The organism is Kitasatospora brasiliensis, assembly GCF_032654805.1.
GTDB lineage: Bacteria > Actinomycetota > Actinomycetes > Streptomycetales > Streptomycetaceae > Kitasatospora > Kitasatospora brasiliensis.
The window spans coordinates 160530-179771 of sequence record NZ_JAUOOW010000002.1 but is presented as its reverse complement, the minus strand read 5'-3'; the positions used below and the strand labels follow the sequence as shown (position 1 = coordinate 179771).

Genomic DNA, 19242 nt, shown 5'->3' with positions numbered 1-19242 from the left:
CCGGGTGGGCGGCCGGGTGTGGTGTGCCTCATGGTAGGGGCGGGGGCGGCCGGGCTGACAAGTCGGTTTCCGGAATTTCACGCCCCCCGGACGCCCCCGGCCTCACACCTGGACGCACGCCTGGACGCGCGCCTGGAACGGACCGAACGCCCGGCGCAACTGTTCGACGCCGATGGTCGGTTGACGACCGGTCGAAGCCGCGTCAGCCGATCGGCAGCCGGGCGACCAGCAGCCGCCCCTCCATGGTGACGCCGCCGTCCATCGCCACCGCGAGGTCGTCCGCGTACACGTACGGCCCGGGGATGTGCGGCGGCTCGCCGTCGTCGTTGTGCACCGCGCCGGTGAGGTACGGGATCGGGCTGTGGCCGTGCACGATCCGGCTGCCGCCGTAGGTGTCCAGCAGCTCGTGGACGGCCATCGGCCCGGCGTCGCCGCGGAAGGCGAAGCGCTTGGTGAAGCGGCGGAAGCAGTCCCACCAGTCGTCCACGCTGTCGGTCGCGAGCAGGCTGTGCACCGCGTCGTTGACGTCGGGGATGGACTCGCCGTACTCCAGGTAGGCGGTGGTGTCGGAGTGCAGCAGCAGGTGGCCGTCCTCCAGCGCGATGGCGGGCAGCCGGGAGAGCCAGCTGATGTGGTGCGCCTCCAGCCGGTCCAGGTCGTTCTGCTGGCCGCCGTTGAGCCGCCAGGCGGCCAGGAAGGAGGCGGTGCCGGCGGTGGACTGGACGGGCTCGTCGCCGTACCGGGCGGCGCCGAGGAAGAGCAGCTCGTGGTTGCCCATCAGGGCGCGGCAGTAGCCGCCGGCCGCGGCGGCCTCGGCGGCCAGCTGCATGACCAGGTCGATGACGCCGATGCCGTCGGGGCCGCGGTCGGTGAAGTCGCCGAGGAACCAGATCCGGGCGCGGCCGGCCGACCAGTGGCCGTCGTCGTCGATCAGGCCCTGGTGGCGCAGCTCGGCGCGCAGCTCCTCCAGGTAGCCGTGCACGTCGCCGACGACGTAGACCGGGCCGGGCGGCTCGCCGGGGCCGGGGGCCGGGTACGGGTAGGTCGGCGCGGCCGGGTCGGGCAGCGGCGGGCCGAGCTCGATGGTCGGCGGGTCGTCGCGGCCGGCGAGCTGGAGCGCGGGGGAGGGCTGGTCCGGCAGGGTGGGCTCGTAGCCGCCCTGGTCCTGGCCGTCGTACCCGCCCTGGTCCTGGCCGTCGTAGCCGACCTGCCCCTGGACCTCGTACTGCGGGAAGGCCGGGCTCTGGTCCACGCCGATCCCCTGGGCGTGCACGGTGTGGCCCTGGGCGTCGGGGGACCAGTGCTGCTCCAGGTAGCGGGCTCCGCCGTAGCCGCTGTACGTCTCGCCGTCGTAGGCCTCGCCGTCGTAGGAGGGGGCGGAGTAGCCGGGGGCGGGATCGGGTTCGTAATAGGTGCCGTACGGCAGCACATCGAGGTCCGGCTGGTGGCGGGGGCCCGGGTGGGGGTGCTCGGGCCCGGGGAAGCGGTCCTCGGGTGTCATTCGCCCATCATAGGAAGACCACTCTCCCGCCGTCGTCACCTGGTGGGTATCCAATCCTCCGGAGCGTCAGCCGGGCGGCACCCCAGGGTCCGTTTTGTCCCGACTCGGTACGGTCTCATCGGCTCTGGCCGGACTCTGGTCGAACCCCGGCGGAGCGCTCGGCGCGCCCCCGGCGCGTGCGTCCCCGGCGGGCCGTGGGGCCCGGTCCGGGGCGCCGGGGACCGGCGGCGCGGCGGTCTAGACCTCGCCCGGAGGGCGCGGCGGGCTGACGGTGGTGCGCGGACTCCGGCGCTGGGAGGACGCGCGCACGATCAGTTCGGTCGGCATCAGGGTGCCCGGCGGCGGGCCGGTGCCGGCGGTGCGGAAGCGGGGCGGGAAGAGCCGGGCGATGTCGACGCCCGTCCCGGAGTCCACGCCCTCGATCGCGTCGATCAGCAGGTTGACCACCGTGGTGCCGATCTTGCGCGGCTTGAGCGAGAGCGTGGTGATCGGTGGCTCCGTGGTCGCGTAGACGTCGCTCTCGCTGCAGCAGACCAGCAGCAGGTCGTCCGGCACCCGCAGGCCGTACCGGCGGGCGGCGGCCAGCAGGTCGGTGCCGTTGGGGTCGAACAGCCCGTAGACGGCGTCCGGCCGGTCGGGTCGGGCGAGCAGCCGGTCGGCGGCGACGGCGCCGGCCGCCGGGTCGTGCGCCGGGTAGGTCTCGTACACCGGCTCCTGGCCGACCTTGGCGCACCAGCCGAGGTAGGCCTCGGTGGAGAGCCGGGTGTAGGTGTCGGTGCTGGTGCCGGTGAGCAGGCCGATCCGGCGGGCACCGGCCTCGGAGAGGTGGTCGAGGATGCCGAGCACGGCGGCCTCGTGGTCGTTGTCGACCCAGGCGGTGACCGGGCAGTTGCCCGGCTTGCCGTCGCTGACCACCGGGACGCCGGACCGGTACAGCTCGCTCACCAGTGGGTCCTGGTCGGGCGGGTCGATCACCACGGTGCCGTCCAGGGCGATGTTGCCCCAGACGTCGTGGCGGGAGGAGGCGGGCAGCACCACCAACGCGTAGCCGCGGCCCAGGGCGGCGCTGGTGGCGGCCCTGGCCATCTCGGCGAAGTAGGCGAACTCGGTGAAGGTGAACGGCTCTTCACCGTAGGTCGTGACGGTCAGCCCGATCAGGCCGGACCGTCCGGTGCGCAGGGTGCGGGCGGCGGCGGAGGGGCGGTAGCCGAGGCGCTCGGCGACCTCGCGCACCCGGCTGCGGGTCTCGTCGGGCAGGCGGCCCTTGCCGTTCAACGCATCGGAGACAGTGGTGATCGACACTCCGGCGGCTGCTGCCACATCCCGGATGCCGGCCCGCTCCAAACGCCGTGAGGTGGTGGGACGCCGACCGCTCTGGTTGGCTGCTGCTGTCATGGCGGACCGATCGTATGGCTCCTGACAAGGGTCTGTGACCGGCGCATCGGAAGCCTGTGGAGATACGTTTCTCCAAGAGTGAGCCGGGGTGCGCTCCTTCGATACCCGCCTGAAACCTGGCCTCTTACCTCTGACATGTGCCAAAGGAACCGGGCAGAATGGCTGATCCGCGCCTGTAACCCGACCGGGCATCTCACTCCTACGGGTGAGGGCCGATCGGTATCGTGCAAGGCACCCGACCGGGGTGGTCCGGGCGCGTCCCAAGGACCCGGACACGGCGGCGAACCCGTCCGTGACGGGCGAGCGCACCGGAGCGCGCACCGGAGAGTTCAGCAACAGGAAACGGAGTACGACCGTGAGCAGTACGTCAGCTCAGGGCCCGCGGCTGCGGCCGACCCTCGACGGCATCCCCACGTACAAGCCCGGCAAGCCGGCCGGCGCCGACGCCTACAAGCTGTCCTCGAACGAGAACCCGTACGAGCCGCTGCCCGGCGTGCTGGAGTCGGCCGTCGCGGCGGCCGCCTCGTTCAACCGCTACCCCGACATGGGCGTCACCGAGCTGACCTCGGTGCTCGCCGAGCGCTTCGACGTGCCCGCCGAGCACATCGCCACCGGCTGCGGCTCGGTCGGCATCGCCCAGTCGCTGGTGCTGATCTCGGCCGGCCCGGGCGACGAGGTGATGTTCGCCTGGCGCTCCTTCGAGGCCTACCCGATCGTCGCCACGGTCAGCGGGGCCACGCCCGTCCCGGTGCCGCTCAAGGCGAACGGTGACCACGACCTGGACGCGATGCTCGCGGCGATCACCCCGAACACCCGGCTGATCTTCGTCTGCAACCCCAACAACCCCACCGGCAACGTGATCCACCGCGCCGAGCTGGAGCGCTTCCTGGACGCCGTCCCGAGTGACGTCCTGGTCGTCGTGGACGAGGCCTACATCGAGTTCATCCGCGACCCGGAGGTGCCCAACGGCATCGAGCTCTACCGGGACCGCCCGAACGTCTGCGTGCTGCGCACCTTCTCCAAGGCGTACGGCCTGGCGGGCCTGCGGGTCGGCTTCGCGATCGCGCACGAGCCGGTCGCGGCCGCGCTGCGCAAGGTGGCCACCCCGTTCGGCGTGAGCCGGATCGCCCAGGACGCCGCCATCGCCTCGCTGCGCGCCGAGGACGCGCTGCTGGTGCGGGTGGAGGCGCTGGTCGAGGAGCGCACCCGGGTGGTGGCCGGGCTGCGCGCCCAGGGCTGGGAGATCCCGGACTCGCAGGCCAACTTCGTCTGGCTCTGGCTGGGCGAGCGCTCCCAGGAGTTCGCCGCCGCGTGCGCCGAGGCGGGCGTGGTCGTGCGGCCGTTCCCGGAGGGCGTGCGGGTGTCGATCGGCGAGGCCGAGGGCAACACGATCTTCCTGTCGGTGGCGGAGGCCTTCCGCAAGTCGCTCTGACGCTCTGGCTCTTTGGCGGTCTGGCGGTCTGGCGTTCTGAGGGTGATCGCGGGGGCGCGCCGAATGTTCGGCGCGCCCCCGCGGCGTTTCTCCCGGAGCTTCGAGCCTCCTCCCGGATGGCTGTGGATTGCTGGGAGCCCGCTGGGAGTTCGGCCAACGGCGGCCCACGGAGCTGCCAAGGCGTCGACGGAGGACGGGACATCCGTCTGAAATGCCCGGATTCGACCGGTCAGTCTTCTCCCAGTCCGTGCCCAGGGCTCCGCAAGAGCTCCCCGGGAAGCTGTCCGGCATGAAGGTGCTCCCACGGCGGCGAGGCGTCGTCCTCGTCAACTCCGCGCTCGGCGTGGCCCTGCTGGGCGGTGCAGCCCTGGTGTACGCGACGGTCAGCGGCAGTTCCGGCCCGGCTGCGGCGAAGCCCGCGGCCCGTACCGCGACGGTGTCCAAGGGCACGGTCCTGGCCACCGTGTCCGGAACCGGCACCCTGGTCTCACCGACCGACGCGGCCCAGGACTTCACCACCGGCGGCCGGCTCGTCGAGGTCAAGGTCGCGGTCGGGGACGCCGTGAAGAAGGGCCAGGTGCTCGCCACCGTCGACACCACGGCGGCCCAGCAGCAGGTGGACGCGGCCCAGGCGGCCCTCACCACGGCCCAGGCCAACCTCACCAAGGCCCAGGCCGGCGTCACCACCACGACCACCGAACCGCTCCCGGGGGCGACTCCTGCCGCCGGAAGTGGTAATGGTGGAGGTCGCGGGGCGGGCGGGAGCAGTACGCCCGCTCCGCAGACCACCACGATCACCACCACCAAGGTCGACGACGCGGCCGTGGCCCAGGCCCAGCAGCAGGTCAGCACCGCGCAGACCAACCTCGCCAACGCCCAGGCGGCGCTGGCCGGGACGACCCTGACCGCCTCGGTGGACGGCACCGTCGCCTCGGTCGCCGGCAAGGTCGGCGACACCGTCGGGGCCACCGCCTCCGGTTCGTCCTCGTCCTCGTCCTCCGCCGCCAAGTCGACGGGCGGCAGCGCGAGTTCGACCTCCGCCCCGAGCGGCTTCATCGTGCTCACCAACCCGACCGGGATGCAGGTCACCGCCAACTTCTCCGAACTCGACTCGCTCAAGCTGAAGAAGGGCGAGGCGGCCACCGTCACCCTGAACGCCCAGTCCGACACCAAGCTCAACGCGACCGTCCTGTCGGTCAGTTCGCTTCCCAGCAGTGGGAGCAGCAGTGCCGGCTCGTCCGCCGTGCAGTACGCGGCCACGCTCCGACTCGGCGGCGACACCAGCGCCTTGCGCACCGGCCTGAGCGCCACCGTCCAGGTGATCACCGGCGAGGCCGACAACGCGCTCTCGCTGCCCACCTCCGCCCTGTCCGGGACGGGCACGTCGCGCACCGCGACGCTGGTGCAGCCGGACGGCGCCTCCGAGCGGGTCACCGTCGGGGTCGGCGTCGAGGGCGACAGCACGGTGCAGGTGGTGTCCGGGCTGAAGGAGGGCGACAAGGTCGAACTCCCCACCACCAGCGGCGGGAACGGCTTCCCGAACGCCTCCTTCCCGGGGCTCAACCGGGGCGGCGGCACCGGTGTCTTCCCGGGCGGTAGCGGCAGCGGCAATGGCGGCGGAGCCGGCAACGGCGGGTCCGGTCGCGGCGGCAGGGGCTGAGACCGGTCATGCGTCACGTCATCGACAACCGTGTCCCCGCGCGGCCCGTCCCGGTGATCCGGATCCGCCGGCTCACCAAGTCCTACGGGCACGGCGACGCCACCGTGCACGCGCTGCGCGGCCCGTCCGACCCGCGGAGCGGCGAGCCGCAGGGCGTCGACCTGGACATCGAACAGGGCGACTACGTCGCCGTGATGGGCAGTTCGGGCTCCGGCAAGTCCACCCTGATGAACATCCTCGGCTGCCTGGACGTCCCGACCTCCGGCCGCTACCTGCTGGACGGCACCGACGTCGGCCACCTGGACGAGCAGCAGCTCGCCCTGGTGCGCAACCGCAAGATCGGCTTCGTCTTCCAGTCCTTCAACCTGGTGCCCCGCACCACCGCCCTCGCCCAGGTCGAACTGCCGCTCGCCTACGCGGGCGTCCGGACCGCCGAACGGCGCCGCCGGGCGACGGCCGCGCTCTCCCTGGTCGGGCTGGCCGAGCGGGCCGGCCACAAGCCCAACGAGCTCTCCGGCGGCCAGCAGCAGCGCGTCGCGGTGGCCCGGGCCCTGGTGACGGCGCCCGCGATGCTGCTCGCCGACGAGCCGACCGGCAACCTCGACAGCCACTCGACGGAGGAGGTGCTGGCCCTGATCGACGGGCTCAACGCCACCGGCCGTACGGTCGTGCTGATCACCCACGAGGACGAGGTCGCCCGGCACGCCAAGCGGGTGCTGCGGCTGGTGGACGGGCAGATCGTGAGCGACCTCCGGCAGGCCCCGGTGGAGGGGCCGCCGCCCTGCCTCGGCCCGGACGTCGCGGAGGTGCTCGCGTGATCCTCTGGCAGACGCTCCGCTTCGCGGTCGGCGGCCTGGCCGCCAACAAGGTGCGCTCGGCGCTCACCATGCTCGGGGTGCTGATCGGCGTGGCCTCGGTGATCCTGCTGCTCGCGGTCGGCAACGGCTCATCGGTCGCGGTCAAGGAGTCGATCACCTCGCTCGGCACCAACTCGCTGACGGTGAGCTCCGGTTCGGCCAGCGGCGGCTCCCGGGCCACCTCCTCGGTGAAGAAGCTCACGGTGGCGGACGCCAAGGCGCTGGCGACCGACGCCGACACGGCCGCGATCAAGTCCGTCGCCCCGGTGGTCACCACCGGCGGCACGGCGCTGTACGGGAACATCGCGTACAGCCCCGGCTCGATCGTCGGCACGTACCCGTCGTACTTCGAGACCGCCAACCAGAAGGTCGCGCACGGCGAGTACTTCACCGACGACGACGTGCTCGCCTCGCGCAAGGTCGCGGTGCTCGGCGCCACAACGGCCAAGCAGCTGTTCGACGTCGAGGACCCGGTCGGCAGGACGGTGGTGCTCGGCGGCACGCCGTTCACCGTGGTCGGCGTGCTCCAGGCCAAGGGCGGCAGCGGCTTCACCGACCCGGACGACGTGGTGATCGCCCCGCTGCCGACCGTCCAGAACGCCTTCACCGGCTTCGGCTCGGTCAACCAGATCCTGGTCCAGGCCTCCTCGGCGGACAGCACCACGGCGGCCCAGTCCGAGATCACCCGCGTCCTGCTCGGGACGCACGCGATCGCCGACCCGGCGAAGGCGGACTTCCGGATCACCAGCCAGTCCTCACTGCTCACGGCGAGGGAGAGCACGACGAAGACCTTCACCGTGCTGCTCGGCGCGGTGGCGGCGATCTCGCTGCTGGTCGGCGGGATCGGGATCACCAACATCATGCTGGTCACGGTCACCGAGCGGACCCGGGAGATCGGCATCCGCAAGGCGCTCGGCGCTCCGCGCGCGGTGATCCTGGGGCAGTTCCTCACCGAGTCGACCCTGCTGTCGGTGATCGGCGCCGGGTTGGGCGTGGCCGCCGGGATCGCCGGCTCGCACGTCAGCATCGTCGGCATCAAGCCGGTGGTGATCCCCGAATCGGTGCTGGGCGCGTTCGCCATCGCCGTCGCCATCGGGCTGTTCTTCGGCAGCTACCCCGCCAACCGGGCCGCCTCGCTGCGGCCGATCGACGCCCTCCGGCACGAGTAGGACCCGATACCCATGAGCAAAGAGATCGCCACGGTCGCGGCCGGGACCCCGGCCGAGCAGGTCGCCCTGCTGTCCACCCCGCCGGACGCGCGGGACGTGAGCGCCGAACTGGCCGCGCCGCCACGGCGGAAGCTGCCCTGGCTCAGCCTGGTGCTGGCGGGCGGCGTGATCGCCACGGGGGCGTTCGCGGGAGGCGTGTGGTTCCAGCAGAACCAGGGGACGTCGGGTGGGAAGTCCGTTCGTCCGGCTGCTGCTTCCGGTTACCCGCAGAACGGATCCGGTCGTAGCCGAGGCCAGGGTCAGAGCAGCCAGGGCGGCTTCGCGCGGGGCACGGTCAAGGCCGTCGACGGCGACACCGTCTACCTGACCGACTCGAACGGCAACACCATCAAGGTCACCACCGGCGACGCGACGAAGGTCCAGCTCAACAAGGAGGGCAAGGTCGCCGACCTCCAGCCCGGCCAGAGCGTGACCGTCGTCGGCACCCCCGACGCCAACGGTGGCTACACCGCGAGTCAGTTGGTCGAAGGAGCGGCCGCCGCTGGTGGATTCGGGGGCTTCAGTGGTGGCTCCCCCAGGAACCCGTCCGGCGGCTGACCCGGCGCCGTCGGACGACCGCGAGGCCCTCGCCCCTTCGGTGGGCGAGGGCCTTCGCGTGTGCGCGGCTCACTGGTGCCAGACCGCGTCCCGGGGCGACGTCATCGTCCGTACCGCCCCGCCGACTTCGCCACCTTCCTCCAGGCCGCGAAGGCCGGCGACTTCGACCACCTGGCCACCGCCAACGCCTGACGACCTGCGGCGTACGACCCGGGCCCTGGGTCGTACGCCGTTCCGCCCATCCCCCGCGCAAGCTAGGGGGCGACGAGGGTCCATCGCTGGCTGTCCAGCCCGCTGTACGGCTCGAACAGCGCGAATTTCACGATCGGCTCATCCGCCTGGAGAACCTTGTTCTTGAATTTCTGATTCGCGATGTGACTGTCCTTCCTCCGTGGCTACTTCGGGGACTGGCCGGACGCGATCCCGGGCTCCGAGCACGGCGAGGTCGAGTACGAGCTCCTCAAGGCGGCGTGGGAACAGAGGTGAGTAGGTCTGGCCCCACCGATCTGTGGGGCCAGACTCATAGGGCGTTCGCTCCGCGCTCCGTAGCGTCGGTTCCACAACGACACGGAGGGACAAGGGCCATGGACTTCACCGCGGTAAAGAAATGCGTCGTACTGTTCGGCGCCGTCAGCGCCGTCGTTCTCGGCACCGTCGCCGTGATGGCGGTGACCGGCCACGAGGCGACCCCGTTCATGGGGATCCGAGGCGCGGTCCTCCTCGCCGTCGCGCCGTTTCTCCACCGCCTCGCCACCCGCGCGGCCGACGGTTCCCACCAGGCCTTCGACCGCCTCCGGACGCTCTCCACCGTCATGCCGATCGCGATCATCGGCGTCGATCTCGTCCCGGGCCTCTGTCCGGCCTGGTACGCCGTCCTCCAGGGTCTCTCCGCCCTCGCCCTGGTCGCCATCGCCGTCCTCACCCGTACGGGTGCCCTGGCCTCCAAGCAGTAGCTACCCGGCCAGTTCGGCCAGCCACGGGTGTCCGGGGTGGGCGAGCTCCAGCCACCCGGCGAGGGCGTCCCGTCTCGCCGGGCTCAGCAGCGGCAGCACGGTGTCGAAGTCCGCCTGGTCCTTGGGGCGCGTCGCTTTCGCCTTGAACAGCAGCACCAACTCCGGTGCCAGGTAGGGGATTCCGTCATCCGTTCGCTCGATGGTCTGCGCGTACGGCAAGCGCAGGCGCTCGTCCCGGCGGCAGATCCAGGTCCCGCCGTCATGTGGTTCGCGGAAGACGTCGAGCAGGAACCGGTCGTTCGTCGGATCCCGCAGCCAGGTTTGGTGGGTCGCCGCCAGGGCTTCGGCGCCGGCCGCCGGCCAGACCCGCCCGGAGCCCACCGCGTCGAACACCAACTCGGGGAAGCGGCCCCGGATTTCCGGGAATCCGGCCGCCGGCACCGCGATCTCCAGGTCGCCGTGCGGCCGTGACTGCCGCCCCCGGAACAGGTCGAGCGCCCAGCCCGCCGCCACGCACCACGCCACCTCCACCCCGGCCAGCCGTTCCGCGACCTGTTCGGGCCGCCACGCATCCGCCCATCGGGCCTCCAGCTGGTCCGCACTGAACACAAGGCCGCCGGGCGGCAGGGAATCGGTCACCCCGTCAACGTACGCGCACAAAGGGGAGGGCGGAAGCCGCAGTAATTAAATATGTGGAAATGGGACTCGGCAGAATTCGCGGACGCGTGCCCTATGCTGCCGAAGGCGAAAACCCTTCCCGTGAAAGGAATCCCATGAGCAGCGAAGCCGAGAAGAAGGCCGAATTCGACAAGATCGACACCGACGGCGACGGCGTCATCAGCGCCGAGGAGCTCAAGACCCACCTCCAGGGCGGCAACTCCAAGGTGAGCGACGCCAACGCCGCCTCGCTCTTCAAGTGGGCGGACGACAACAGCGACGGCGAGATCAGCTTCAAGGAATACGCCGAGTTCGTCCGGTAATCAGCTTTATCGCCGGGGCGGCCCGCTCCCCCCCCCCCCCCGGCAGTTCGTTCCGGCGGCTCCTTGCACCCCGCAAGGAGCCGCCGGTGCGCGCGTTTCGGGCGGGTTCGGCTCTCGGCGAGGCGAGCGGGCGGAAAACCAGGGGACTGCGGGGCGCTTGATCCACTACGGTGATCCCTGCCCAGGGCGGCCGTTTACCGCCCGTCGATGTGGCGCGACCAACGCGTCCGCAACCCAGGGAGTCGCCGCCATGACGCGGACCCTCGTCTCAGAACTCCATGCCCACCTCGAAGAGACGGTCACCGTCTACGGGTGGGTGAACACTCTTCGCCTCCAGCGGCGCATCCAGTTCGTCCTCGTCCGCGACCACACCGGTCTCGTGCAGGTCACCCATGTACGCGGTGGGGAGGGCGACGCCATCGAGGCGGCCTTCGAGGGCATGACGGTGGAGTCCGCCGTGAAGATCACCGGCCGGGTGGTTGCCAACCCCCAAGTGAAGCTGGGGGAGTTGGAGATCATCCCGTCCCGGGTGGAGGTGGTCTCGCCGGCCGAGCCCAGGCTGCCGATCGACGAGAAGACCGGCATCGACCAGCGCCTGGACTGGCGCTTCCTCGACATCCGGCGCCCTGCCCAGCACCTGGTCTTCGACGTTCAGACGACCGTCGAGCGGGCGATGCGCGAGGTGGCGGCGGAGGAGGACTTCACCGAGCTGCACACGCCGAAGCTGATGGGGACGGCCTCCGAGTCGGGCGCCGAGGTGTTCGAGGTCGGCTACTTCGGCCGGACCGCCTATCTGGCCCAATCCCCGCAGTTCTACAAGCAGATGGCCATCGCCGGCGGCATCGACCGGGTCTTCGAGATCGGGCCGGTGTTCCGGGCCGAGCCGTCCTTCACCTCCCGGCACGCCACCGAGTTCACCGGGGTGGACGTCGAGATCGCCTGGATCGACGGCGTCGAGGACGTGATGGCCTTCGAGGAGCGGATGCTGCACCGCGTCCTGGCCGCCGTGGACGCGCGGCACGGGACGGCGATCGCCGAGCACTTCGGCACTCAAGTCGTCGTGCCGCAGCGGCCGTTCCCGCGGATCACGATGACCGACGCGCTGGCCAGGCTGCGGGCCACCGGCTGGGACCCGGAGGGCGTCAAGGAGGACCTGGACCCGGAGGGCGAGCGGGCGCTCAGTGCGCTGATCGCCGAGGAGACCGGGCACGAGTTCGTCTTCGTCACCCGCTTCCCGGCCGCCGTCCGGCCGTTCTACCACCTGCGGCCGGAGGACGACCCGACCGTCACCGAGTCCTTCGACCTGCTGTGGAAGGGCGTGGAGATCACCACCGGCGCCCAGCGCGAGCACCGGTACGACCGGCTGGTCGCCCAGGCCCGGGAGAAGGGCATGGACACCGGGCCGCTCTCCGGGTACCTCGACTGCTTCCGCTACGGCACCCCGCCGCACGGCGGTCTCGGTCTCGGGCTCGGCCGGCTGCTGATGCTCGCGCTCGGCCTTCCGTCGATCCGCGAGGCGACTTTCCTCTTCCGGGGTCCGCACCGTCTCGAACCGTAGAACGGGGAGAACGGGGAGAACGGGGAGAACGGGGAGAACGGGGAGAACGGGAAGACCAGGTAGAGCAGCAGGAAAGCCGAAAGGGCCGCGCCCGAGGAGATCGATTCCTCGGGCGCGGCCCTTTTCGGGCGCGTTCCGTCAGCTGCGGCGCAGGGCCTCGGTGAGCCGGTTGGCGGCTTCGATGATGGCCTGGGCGTGCAGGCGGCCCGGGTGGCGGGTGAGCCGTTCGATGGGGCCGGACACGGAGACGGCGGCCACCACGCGGTTGGAGGGCCCGCGCACCGGGGCGGAGACGGACGCGACGCCCGGCTCGCGCTCCCCGATGGACTGGGCCCAGCCGCGGCGGCGGACGCCGCTGAGCGCGGTGGCGGTGAAGCGGGCGCCCTGGAGGCCCCGGTGGAGGCGCTCGGGCTCTTCCCAGGCCAGCAGGACCTGGGCGGCGGAGCCGGCCTTCATGGGCAGGGTGCTGCCGACGGGGACGGTGTCGCGCAGGCCGGAGAGTCGTTCGGCGGCGGCGACGCAGATGCGCATCTCGCCCTGGCGGCGGTAGAGCTGGGCGCTCTCGCCGGTGACGTCCCGCAGATGGGTGAGGACGGGGCCCGCGGTGGCGAGCAGTCGGTCCTCGCCGGCTGCGGCGGAGAGTTCGGACAGGCGCGGGCCGAGGATGAAGCGGCCCTGCATGTCGCGGGTGACCAGGCGGTGGTGTTCGAGTGCGACGGCGAGTCTGTGGGCGGTGGGCCGCGCCAGACCGGTGGCGGCGACCAGCCCCGCCAGCGTGGCGGGGCCCGACTCCAGTGCGCTGAGCACCAGAGCGGCCTTGTCGAGAACGCCGACGCCGCTAGTGTTGTCCATAGCCTGATATTGCAGTCTCAGGTAGCGAGACGCAAGTCTGTTTCGATGTTCGCCATCTTCTCAGATGCTCGCAAACCATCCGCAAACCGTCTCTTCCGGGACTCGGCCGTCTCAGCTGCTGGACGTGCCGGAGGAAGGGGAATCGGCGGAAGCCGAAATGGCGGAGAAGTGGCGGGAGAATCGGCCGGAGAAGCGGCGGAGAAATGAAAAAAGCCCCTGCCGTGTCACTGTCGGACACGGCAGGGGCCGTAAGAAGAATTCGGCGGCGTCCTACTCTCCCACGGGGTCCCCCCCGCAGTACCATCGGCGCTGTAAGGCTTAGCTTCCGGGTTCGGAATGTAACCGGGCGTTTCCCTCACGCTATGACCACCGAAATGATCGGGCCGGGCAACTGCTCGAAAGCATTGCCTTCGCCTCGTTCCACATCCTACCAGGAGGAAAACGGGAGGGATTCCGGCGGCGGCCGATCGCCGGGCGCCGGCCGCCGGTGGTCCGCGCGCTGGACGGCGGGCCCCCGGTGCGGCGCCGAGCCGGTCAGGGGGGTGGTGTCCAGGTAGCGGATCTCGTAGACCCGCTCGGCGAACCGCCAGCCGTCCGCCGTGCGCCGGTAGCGGTCGTGGTAGATCGCGTGGTTGAAGCCCTGGAAGCCGTTCTTGAGCCGGGCGAGCTCGTACATGTGGGCGCGGCCGGTCGCGGTGTCGCCGTCGATCCGGATCACGCCCGGGTGGGTGTTCTGGACGAAGAAGTCCCACTGCTCCTGGAGCTTCTCGCCGCCGGAGCGGATCTGCTCCGGGCCGGTCAGCTCGACCGGGACGTCGGGCATCCGCAGCACGCCGTCCGGGGTGAACAGGGCGGCGAGGCGGGCGCGGTCGCGCATCATCACGGCGTCGGTGAACTCGGCTTGCAGGGTGGCGATCTCGACGCGGTCGGCGATCGCCCGGAAGTCGTTCATCGGGTCTCCATTCCGTCTGACCGGTGCGATGAGACCGGTGCGATGGGTACGACCGGGCAGCCGCCCGAATGTGAGGCGGAGCCGGAGGACGTCACATTCGGGGGCGCCGCGCTGTCAGTGGGGGAGAGGAGAACCGGCGAGCCGAAGGGGCGGGACGCGATGCGGGAAGCAGCGATGCGGGGAACAGAGGACACCACCACGACCACCGAGCCGGGGCCGGCCGCGATCATGGGCGAGCGCCGCCGGCTGATCAACCTGGCGTACCGGATGCTCGGCACGCTGGCCGACGCCGAGGACGTGGTGCAGGAGACCTACGCCCGCTGGTACGGGCTGCCCCGGCGGGAGCGCGAGGCGATCGTCTCGCCCGGCGGCTGGCTGACCACGGTCGCCAGCCGGATCTGCCTCAACCTGCTCGGCTCGGCCCGGGCCCGGCGGGAGCGGTACGTCGGCGAGTGGATCCCCGAGCCGCTGCCCGCGAGCCGGGAGTGGACGGACGCCGCGACGGACCCGGCCGCCGACCCGGCGGACCGGATCACCCTGGACGAGTCGGTGAGCATGGCCTTCCTGGTCGTCCTGGAGGCCATGACCCCGGCCGAACGCGTCGCCTTCGTCCTCCACGACGTCTTCCGCTACCCCTTCGCCGAGGTGGCCGCGATCGTCGGCCGCAGCCCGGCAGCCTGCCGCCAGCTGGCCACCTCCGCCCGCCGCCGGATCCGGGCCGCCCGGGCCCCGGTGGCGCCGACCGGCGAGCAGGCCGGTGTCGTCCGGGAGTTCCGGCGGGCCTGGGAGGCGAAGGACCTCACGTCGCTGATGAACGTCCTGGACCCGGACGCCACGGTGATCGCCGACGGCGGCGGCCTGGCCGCCGCGCTGCTGCACCCGCTGACCGGGCGCGAGCTGATCGCCGCCGCGTACCTGGACTCCGAGCGGTTCGCGCCCGGCGTCACGATGCTGGAGTGCACCGTCAACGGCCTGCCCGGCCTGGTCGCCCGGCAGGACGACGTGACCACCACGGTGTTCGCGTTCCGGGTCGCCGGGGGTCTGATCACCCACATCTGGGCGGTGCGCAACCCGGAGAAGCTCCGGCTCTGGACGGAGGATTCCTCGGACCCGCGAGACCCGGCGTGAGGCGTAAAGGTGAGGCGCGTCACGCCGATTGCGCTCCCCATGCGGCGTGTTCACGCCCGTGCGCACACCATCGAGCCCACCCCTGCGCGCCCCCCGTCCTAAAACCGACCGATAAGGTGTTAATCCAACATTCATCCATGCCGCTTAGCCTCCGGGGGCTAGCCTCATGCTGAACGTCATCGTCCGACCGGGAGGCGTAAGCCCCGTGCAAGGCACTGTCACCACACCAGGCGGCTCCACGGTGGCCGGGGGCCAGGGCGAAGCGTTCCTGCTCGTCGTGGACGACGAGCCCAACATCCGCGAGCTGCTCTCCGCCTCGCTGCGTTTCTCCGGCTTCCGCGTCGCCTCCGCCGCCAGCGGCACCGAGGCCCTCGAACTGGTCGCCGCCGAACGCCCCGACCTGGTCGTGCTCGACGTGATGCTCCCCGACCTCGACGGCTTCACCGTCATCGAGAAGCTGCGCGAGCGCACCAGCCGCGGCCAGATAGCCGGACCGGCGCACGGGCACCCCGGCGACCACCTGCCGGTGCTCTTCCTCACCGCCAAGGACGGCGTCGGCGACAAGGTGCAGGGCCTCGCCGCCGGCGCGGACGACTACGTCACCAAGCCGTTCAGCCTCGAAGAGCTGATCGCCCGGATCCGCGCCATCCTGCGCCGGGCCGGCGGGCCCGCCGAGGACGGCCGGCTGGTCGTCGCCGACCTCAGCCTCGACCCGATCGCCCACGAGGTCACCCGCGGCGGCACCCCGGTCTCGCTCTCCCCGACCGAGTTCAAGCTGCTGCACTACCTGATGGCCAACGTCGGCCGGGTGGTCTCCAAGTCGCAGATCCTCGACCACGTCTGGGCCTACGACTTCGGCGGCGACCTCTCCATCGTCGAGTCGTACATCTCCTACCTGCGCCGCAAGCTCGACTCCGGCCCGGCGCACGGCCCCAAGCTGATCCACACCGTGCGCGGCATCGGCTACGTCCTGCGCCGCCCCCCGCAGGGCTGACCGGACCGCTGCCCGTGTTCGACCGGTTCTCCTCCCGGCTCTCGCTGCGCGCCCGACTGCTGGTGCTCGTGCTCGCGCTGGTCGCCACCGGGCTCGCGGTCAGCGACACCTTCGTGCTGGCCACCGTCCGCAGCCAGCTGGTGCAGCAACTGGACGAACAGCTCCAGCGGTACGGGCTGCCGCTCTCCCGCAAACCCCCGAGCCAGCTGACCGCGCAGGTCGCCGGCCGGCCCGCGGTCGCCGGGCGGCGGGTCAGCCTGCCCAGCCAGTACCTGGTGCAGTTCCTCTCCTCGGACGGCAAGGTCCAGGCGGCGCTGCGCCAGCCCGTCTCGGACAGCGACCCGGCGCCCCAGCTGGCCGGACTGGACCCGACCAGGACCGCCCCCGACGCCCCCTTCGACCTGCCCGACCAGCGCGGCCACCACAGTTGGCGGGTGCTGGTGCTGCCGCTCCAGCCGCCCCGCGGACAGGCCCCCAACCCCAGCGCGTACGCCTCCCCGACGATCACCCCGACGTACGTCATGGTCGCCGTCTCCCGCGAGGACATCGACGCCACCACCGGCAGGCTGAGCACCTCCTTCCTGGCCATCGGCGGCGGCGTCCTGGTCCTGATCGCCGCGCTCGGCTTCTTCGCCGTCCGGGCCGGGCTGCGGCCGCTGCGCCGGATCGAGCAGGGCGCCGAGCGGATCGCGGCCGGCGAACTGTCGCACCGGATGCCGGAACTCTCCCCGGGCACCGAGGTCGGCCGGCTGTCGATCGCGCTCAACGGGATGCTCACCCAGATCGAGGCGGCCTTCGCGGCCCGCGCCGAGTCCGAGGCCAGGATGCGGCGCTTCGTCGCCGACGCCTCGCACGAACTGCGCACCCCACTGGCCGGCATCCGCGGCTTCGCCGAGCTGTACCGGATGGGCGCGCTGCCCACCGAGGCCGACGTCAAGCGGACCATGACCCGGATCGAGAGCGAGGCCGACCGGATGGGCGCCCTGGTCGAGGACCTGCTGGTACTCGCCCGGCTGGACGAGGAACGCCCGCTCGACCTCGCCCCGATGGACCTGCGCACCCTCGCCGCCGACGCGCTGCACGACCTCACCGCCCTGGACCCGAGCCGCCCGGTCTCGCTCACCGGCCCGACCGGCAGCGGCGCACCCGGCGCGGCGCCCGTCATCGGCGACGAGGCGCGGCTGCGCCAGGTGGTCACCAACCTGGTCGGCAACGCGGTCAAGCACACCCCGCCCGGCACCCCGGTCCGGATCGGGGTGGGCGCCGGCCCCGGCGGCATCTGCCTGCTGGAGGTCGCCGACTCCGGCCCCGGCCTCACCGAGGAACAGGCCCAACGGGTCTTCGACCGCTTCTTCCGCGTCGACGCCTCCCGCAGCCGCGACAACGGCGGCGGCGCCGGCCTCGGCCTCGCCATCGCCACCGCCCTCACTCGCGCCCACGGCGGCATCCTCACCCTCCACACCGCCCCCGGCCAGGGCGCCACCTTCCGCATGGAACTCCCCCGCCAGCGCTGACCGCTCTCCAAACCCCCTGATCGAGTGAACTGCCCCCCGTTCATCCGCCCGGCCCCTCGGTCGTGTGCGACTGTGCGGCCCTTGCTTGTGCGGACTCGCGCGGGCTGATCACACTGGACGGGAAAGGGGTGTTCCGATGAGCGCACTTGCTGCTGAGGAGACCGGCGTGGACCTGGACCAGGCGCTGTGGGAGATCTGGAAGTCCATGGACGTCCCGGAGGGTGTCCATGTGGAGATCATCGAGGGGGACTTCGCGGTGTCACCCACCGGTAACAGCCGCCACGCGCGGATCAACAGGCGGTTGCTCGGGGCGCTGTTCGGCCACCTTCAAGGATCCGGCTGGTCGCCGGGAAACGACTGCAACGTCATCCACGGATTCAAGGTGTACATCCCGGATGCGTACGTGGCCCCCGAGGACGACGAGGAGATCGAGCACCCCGACGGCTCGGGGCTGCTCGCCTCCGGAATCCCCCTGGTCGTCGAGACCGTGTCGCCGGGCGCCAAAGCCCGCACGCGTGACCACGTCCTCAAGCGTCGTGCCTACGCCGCCGCCGGGATCCCGGTGTACGTGATCATCGACGACTACGACGACGGCGGAGCCGTCACCGTCCTCTCCGAGCCTGACCCGGAGCGCCGCGAGTACGCCTCCTCTACCCGGGTCCCGTACGGCAAGGAGGCCGTGATCCCCGAGGGCCCCGCCGAGGGCTTCGTGATCGGGCCCGACATCACCGGCGAGCGACGCGGCTGACCGCTCTCCAAACCCCCTGATCGAGTGAACTGCCCCCGTTCACCCGACCGGCTCCTCGGTCGTGTGCGACCGTGCGGCCCTTGCTTGTGCGGACTCGCGCGGGCTGATCACACTGGACGGGAAGTGGGGTGTCTCAATGAGCGCGCTCGTTGCCGAGGGGACCATCGTGAACCTGGACCAGTTGCTGTGGCAGGCGTGGAAGTCCATGGATGTGCCCGAGGGCTTCCGAGCGGAGATCATCGAGGGGACGATCACGTTGTCACCCACCGGCAGCAGCCGCCATTTCGATGTCAACAACCGGGTCCTTGAGGGCCTGTTCGTGCAACTGCGCGGCAGCGACTGGCGGCCGGGGAACGACTGCAACGTCATCGACGGGCTCAAGGTGCTCATCCCCGACGTGTTCGTCGCTCAGCGGGAGATCGAGGAGATCGACCACCCGGAGGGCAAGGGCCTGGTCGCTTCCGGTGTCCGTCTCGTGGTCGAGACGGTATCTTCCGGCGCTGAGAACCGTCGGCGTGACCACGTCCTCAAGCGTCGTGCCTACGCCGCCGCCGGGATCCCGGTGTACGTGATCATCGACGACTACGACGACGGCGGAGCCGTCACCGTCCTCTCCGAGCCCGACCCCGAGCGCCGCGAGTACGCCTCCTCCACCCGGGTCCCGTACGGCAAGGAGGCCGTGATCCCCGAGGGCCCCGCCGAGGGCTTCGTGATCGGGCCCGACATCACCGGCGAGCGACGCGGCTGACCGGTTCGTCCGGGTTTCGGGAATCCGGGGGTTTGAGGTGGGCTTTTCCGGGGCTTTGTCGACACGTCAATTCGCTGGCTGACCAGGAAGGTCGGGCGCCCGATCATTGCCGGATTCCGGCATGGAGCGTCAAGAATGCGTAAGCCTGAGGTCGCTTCTGCCCGGCCGTCAGAAGCAATCGCGGCCAAGGCTCTTGCCACGGAA

Annotated in this window: 18 protein-coding genes, 1 rRNA gene and 1 pseudogene; 14 read left to right on the top strand and 6 right to left on the bottom strand. The window is 71.3% G+C overall.

Going from position 1 to position 19242, the window contains the following annotated elements; all coding sequences use genetic code 11:
- Positions 1-202: 202 nt before the first annotated feature.
- Together QWJ13_RS08700 and QWJ13_RS08695 are read right to left on the bottom strand one after the other, a co-directional pair.
- Positions 203-1501 (bottom strand): metallophosphoesterase, encoded by a 1299-nt coding sequence (locus QWJ13_RS08700; RefSeq protein WP_316522100.1) that lies wholly within the window; start codon positions 1499-1501, stop codon positions 203-205.
- Between the two features lie 237 nt (positions 1502-1738).
- A complete protein-coding gene (locus QWJ13_RS08695; RefSeq protein WP_188296553.1) occupies positions 1739-2896 on the bottom strand; it encodes a LacI family DNA-binding transcriptional regulator in 1158 nt (385 codons plus the stop codon).
- A 355-nt stretch (positions 2897-3251) separates the two neighbouring features.
- Here QWJ13_RS08695 and hisC point away from each other — a divergent pair, with 355 nt between their 5' ends.
- The 7 genes and pseudogenes from hisC (at position 3252) to QWJ13_RS08660 (ending at position 9564) form a co-directional block, all read left to right on the top strand.
- Positions 3252-4328 (top strand): histidinol-phosphate transaminase, encoded by a 1077-nt coding sequence (hisC, locus tag QWJ13_RS08690; RefSeq protein WP_316522095.1) that lies wholly within the window; start codon positions 3252-3254, stop codon positions 4326-4328.
- A 289-nt stretch (positions 4329-4617) separates the two neighbouring features.
- A complete protein-coding gene (locus tag QWJ13_RS08685) occupies positions 4618-5988 on the top strand; it encodes an efflux RND transporter periplasmic adaptor subunit (protein ID WP_316522094.1) in 1371 nt (456 codons plus the stop codon).
- Between the two features lie 8 nt (positions 5989-5996).
- Positions 5997-6806, top strand: coding sequence for an ABC transporter ATP-binding protein (locus QWJ13_RS08680; RefSeq protein ID WP_316522092.1), 810 nt, complete (start codon positions 5997-5999; stop codon positions 6804-6806).
- Positions 6803-8014 carry an ABC transporter permease gene (locus QWJ13_RS08675; protein WP_316522090.1) on the top strand — a complete coding sequence of 404 codons (1212 nt, stop codon included), beginning with the start codon at positions 6803-6805 and terminating at the stop codon, positions 8012-8014. Before QWJ13_RS08680 ends, QWJ13_RS08675 begins: the two co-directional genes overlap by 4 nt.
- 12 nt (positions 8015-8026) lie before the next feature.
- Complete coding sequence (locus QWJ13_RS08670; RefSeq protein WP_316522088.1) at positions 8027-8611, top strand: DUF5666 domain-containing protein; 585 nt, start codon at positions 8027-8029, stop codon at positions 8609-8611.
- Positions 8612-8989: 378 nt separating this feature from the next.
- A pseudogene (locus QWJ13_RS08665) lies at positions 8990-9097 on the top strand (GNAT family N-acetyltransferase); the annotation flags it as partial.
- 98 nt (positions 9098-9195) lie between these two features.
- A complete protein-coding gene (locus tag QWJ13_RS08660; RefSeq protein WP_316522086.1) occupies positions 9196-9564 on the top strand; it encodes a hypothetical protein in 369 nt (122 codons plus the stop codon).
- On the opposite strand, the gene QWJ13_RS08655 is transcribed toward QWJ13_RS08660, so the two are convergent.
- On the bottom strand, positions 9565-10203 hold the full coding sequence (locus QWJ13_RS08655) for a nucleotidyltransferase domain-containing protein (RefSeq protein WP_316522084.1): 639 nt from the start codon (positions 10201-10203) through the stop codon (positions 9565-9567). It abuts the gene before it with no gap.
- Positions 10204-10337: 134 nt separating this feature from the next.
- Here QWJ13_RS08655 and QWJ13_RS08650 point away from each other — a divergent pair, with 134 nt between their 5' ends.
- Together QWJ13_RS08650 and aspS are read left to right on the top strand one after the other, a co-directional pair.
- Positions 10338-10544 carry an EF-hand domain-containing protein gene (locus QWJ13_RS08650; protein ID WP_316522083.1) on the top strand — a complete coding sequence of 69 codons (207 nt, stop codon included), beginning with the start codon at positions 10338-10340 and terminating at the stop codon, positions 10542-10544.
- 250 nt (positions 10545-10794) lie between these two features.
- Complete coding sequence (gene aspS, locus QWJ13_RS08645; protein ID WP_316522082.1) at positions 10795-12102, top strand: aspartate--tRNA(Asn) ligase; 1308 nt, start codon at positions 10795-10797, stop codon at positions 12100-12102.
- Between the two features lie 138 nt (positions 12103-12240).
- Here the strand turns inward: aspS and QWJ13_RS08640 are convergent, their stop codons facing one another.
- The 3 genes from QWJ13_RS08640 to QWJ13_RS08630 form a co-directional block, all read right to left on the bottom strand.
- Positions 12241-12954, bottom strand: a complete 714-nt coding sequence (locus QWJ13_RS08640; protein ID WP_030246527.1) for an IclR family transcriptional regulator — start codon at positions 12952-12954, stop codon at positions 12241-12243.
- Positions 12955-13211: 257 nt separating this feature from the next.
- Positions 13212-13328: ribosomal RNA gene (rrf, locus tag QWJ13_RS08635) — 5S ribosomal RNA — on the bottom strand.
- A 53-nt stretch (positions 13329-13381) separates the two neighbouring features.
- Positions 13382-13906: a nuclear transport factor 2 family protein gene (locus tag QWJ13_RS08630; protein ID WP_316522075.1), complete on the bottom strand. Its 525-nt coding sequence runs from the start codon at positions 13904-13906 to the stop codon at positions 13382-13384.
- 174 nt (positions 13907-14080) lie between these two features.
- On the opposite strand from QWJ13_RS08630, the gene sigJ reads away from it, so the two are divergent.
- The 5 genes from sigJ (at position 14081) to QWJ13_RS08605 (ending at position 19038) form a co-directional block, all read left to right on the top strand.
- A complete protein-coding gene (gene sigJ, locus QWJ13_RS08625; RefSeq protein WP_316522074.1) occupies positions 14081-15034 on the top strand; it encodes an RNA polymerase sigma factor SigJ in 954 nt (317 codons plus the stop codon).
- A gap of 205 nt (positions 15035-15239) precedes the next feature.
- The gene (locus tag QWJ13_RS08620; protein ID WP_316522073.1) at positions 15240-16028 is read left to right on the top strand and encodes a response regulator transcription factor; all 789 of its coding nucleotides are present in this window, start codon (positions 15240-15242) and stop codon (positions 16026-16028) included.
- A 14-nt stretch (positions 16029-16042) separates the two neighbouring features.
- Positions 16043-17542: a sensor histidine kinase gene (locus QWJ13_RS08615; RefSeq protein WP_316522071.1), complete on the top strand. Its 1500-nt coding sequence runs from the start codon at positions 16043-16045 to the stop codon at positions 17540-17542.
- A gap of 136 nt (positions 17543-17678) precedes the next feature.
- A complete protein-coding gene (locus tag QWJ13_RS08610; protein ID WP_316522069.1) occupies positions 17679-18290 on the top strand; it encodes a Uma2 family endonuclease in 612 nt (203 codons plus the stop codon).
- A 136-nt stretch (positions 18291-18426) separates the two neighbouring features.
- Positions 18427-19038 (top strand): Uma2 family endonuclease, encoded by a 612-nt coding sequence (locus tag QWJ13_RS08605; protein ID WP_316522067.1) that lies wholly within the window; start codon positions 18427-18429, stop codon positions 19036-19038.
- The last annotated feature ends 204 nt before the right edge of the window (positions 19039-19242 follow it).

Bases quoted from the DNA above. Each gene is read 5' to 3' on its own strand.
- aspS (WP_316522082.1), top strand. From the start codon at position 10,795: ATGACGCGGACCCTCGTCTCAGAACTCCATGCCCACCTCGAAGAGACG.
- QWJ13_RS08680 (WP_316522092.1), top strand. From the start codon at position 5,997: ATGCGTCACGTCATCGACAACCGTGTCCCCGCGCGGCCCGTCCCGGTG.
- QWJ13_RS08630 (WP_316522075.1), bottom strand. From the start codon at position 13,906: ATGAACGACTTCCGGGCGATCGCCGACCGCGTCGAGATCGCCACCCTG.
- QWJ13_RS08640 (WP_030246527.1), bottom strand. From the start codon at position 12,954: ATGGACAACACTAGCGGCGTCGGCGTTCTCGACAAGGCCGCTCTGGTG.
- sigJ (WP_316522074.1), top strand. From the start codon at position 14,081: ATGCGGGGAACAGAGGACACCACCACGACCACCGAGCCGGGGCCGGCC.
- QWJ13_RS08610 (WP_316522069.1), top strand. From the start codon at position 17,679: ATGAGCGCACTTGCTGCTGAGGAGACCGGCGTGGACCTGGACCAGGCG.
- QWJ13_RS08685 (WP_316522094.1), top strand. From the start codon at position 4,618: ATGAAGGTGCTCCCACGGCGGCGAGGCGTCGTCCTCGTCAACTCCGCG.
- QWJ13_RS08605 (WP_316522067.1), top strand. From the start codon at position 18,427: ATGAGCGCGCTCGTTGCCGAGGGGACCATCGTGAACCTGGACCAGTTG.
- QWJ13_RS08695 (WP_188296553.1), bottom strand. From the start codon at position 2,896: ATGACAGCAGCAGCCAACCAGAGCGGTCGGCGTCCCACCACCTCACGG.
- QWJ13_RS08650 (WP_316522083.1), top strand. From the start codon at position 10,338: ATGAGCAGCGAAGCCGAGAAGAAGGCCGAATTCGACAAGATCGACACC.
- QWJ13_RS08660 (WP_316522086.1), top strand. From the start codon at position 9,196: ATGGACTTCACCGCGGTAAAGAAATGCGTCGTACTGTTCGGCGCCGTC.
- QWJ13_RS08670 (WP_316522088.1), top strand. From the start codon at position 8,027: ATGAGCAAAGAGATCGCCACGGTCGCGGCCGGGACCCCGGCCGAGCAG.
- QWJ13_RS08700 (WP_316522100.1), bottom strand. From the start codon at position 1,501: ATGACACCCGAGGACCGCTTCCCCGGGCCCGAGCACCCCCACCCGGGC.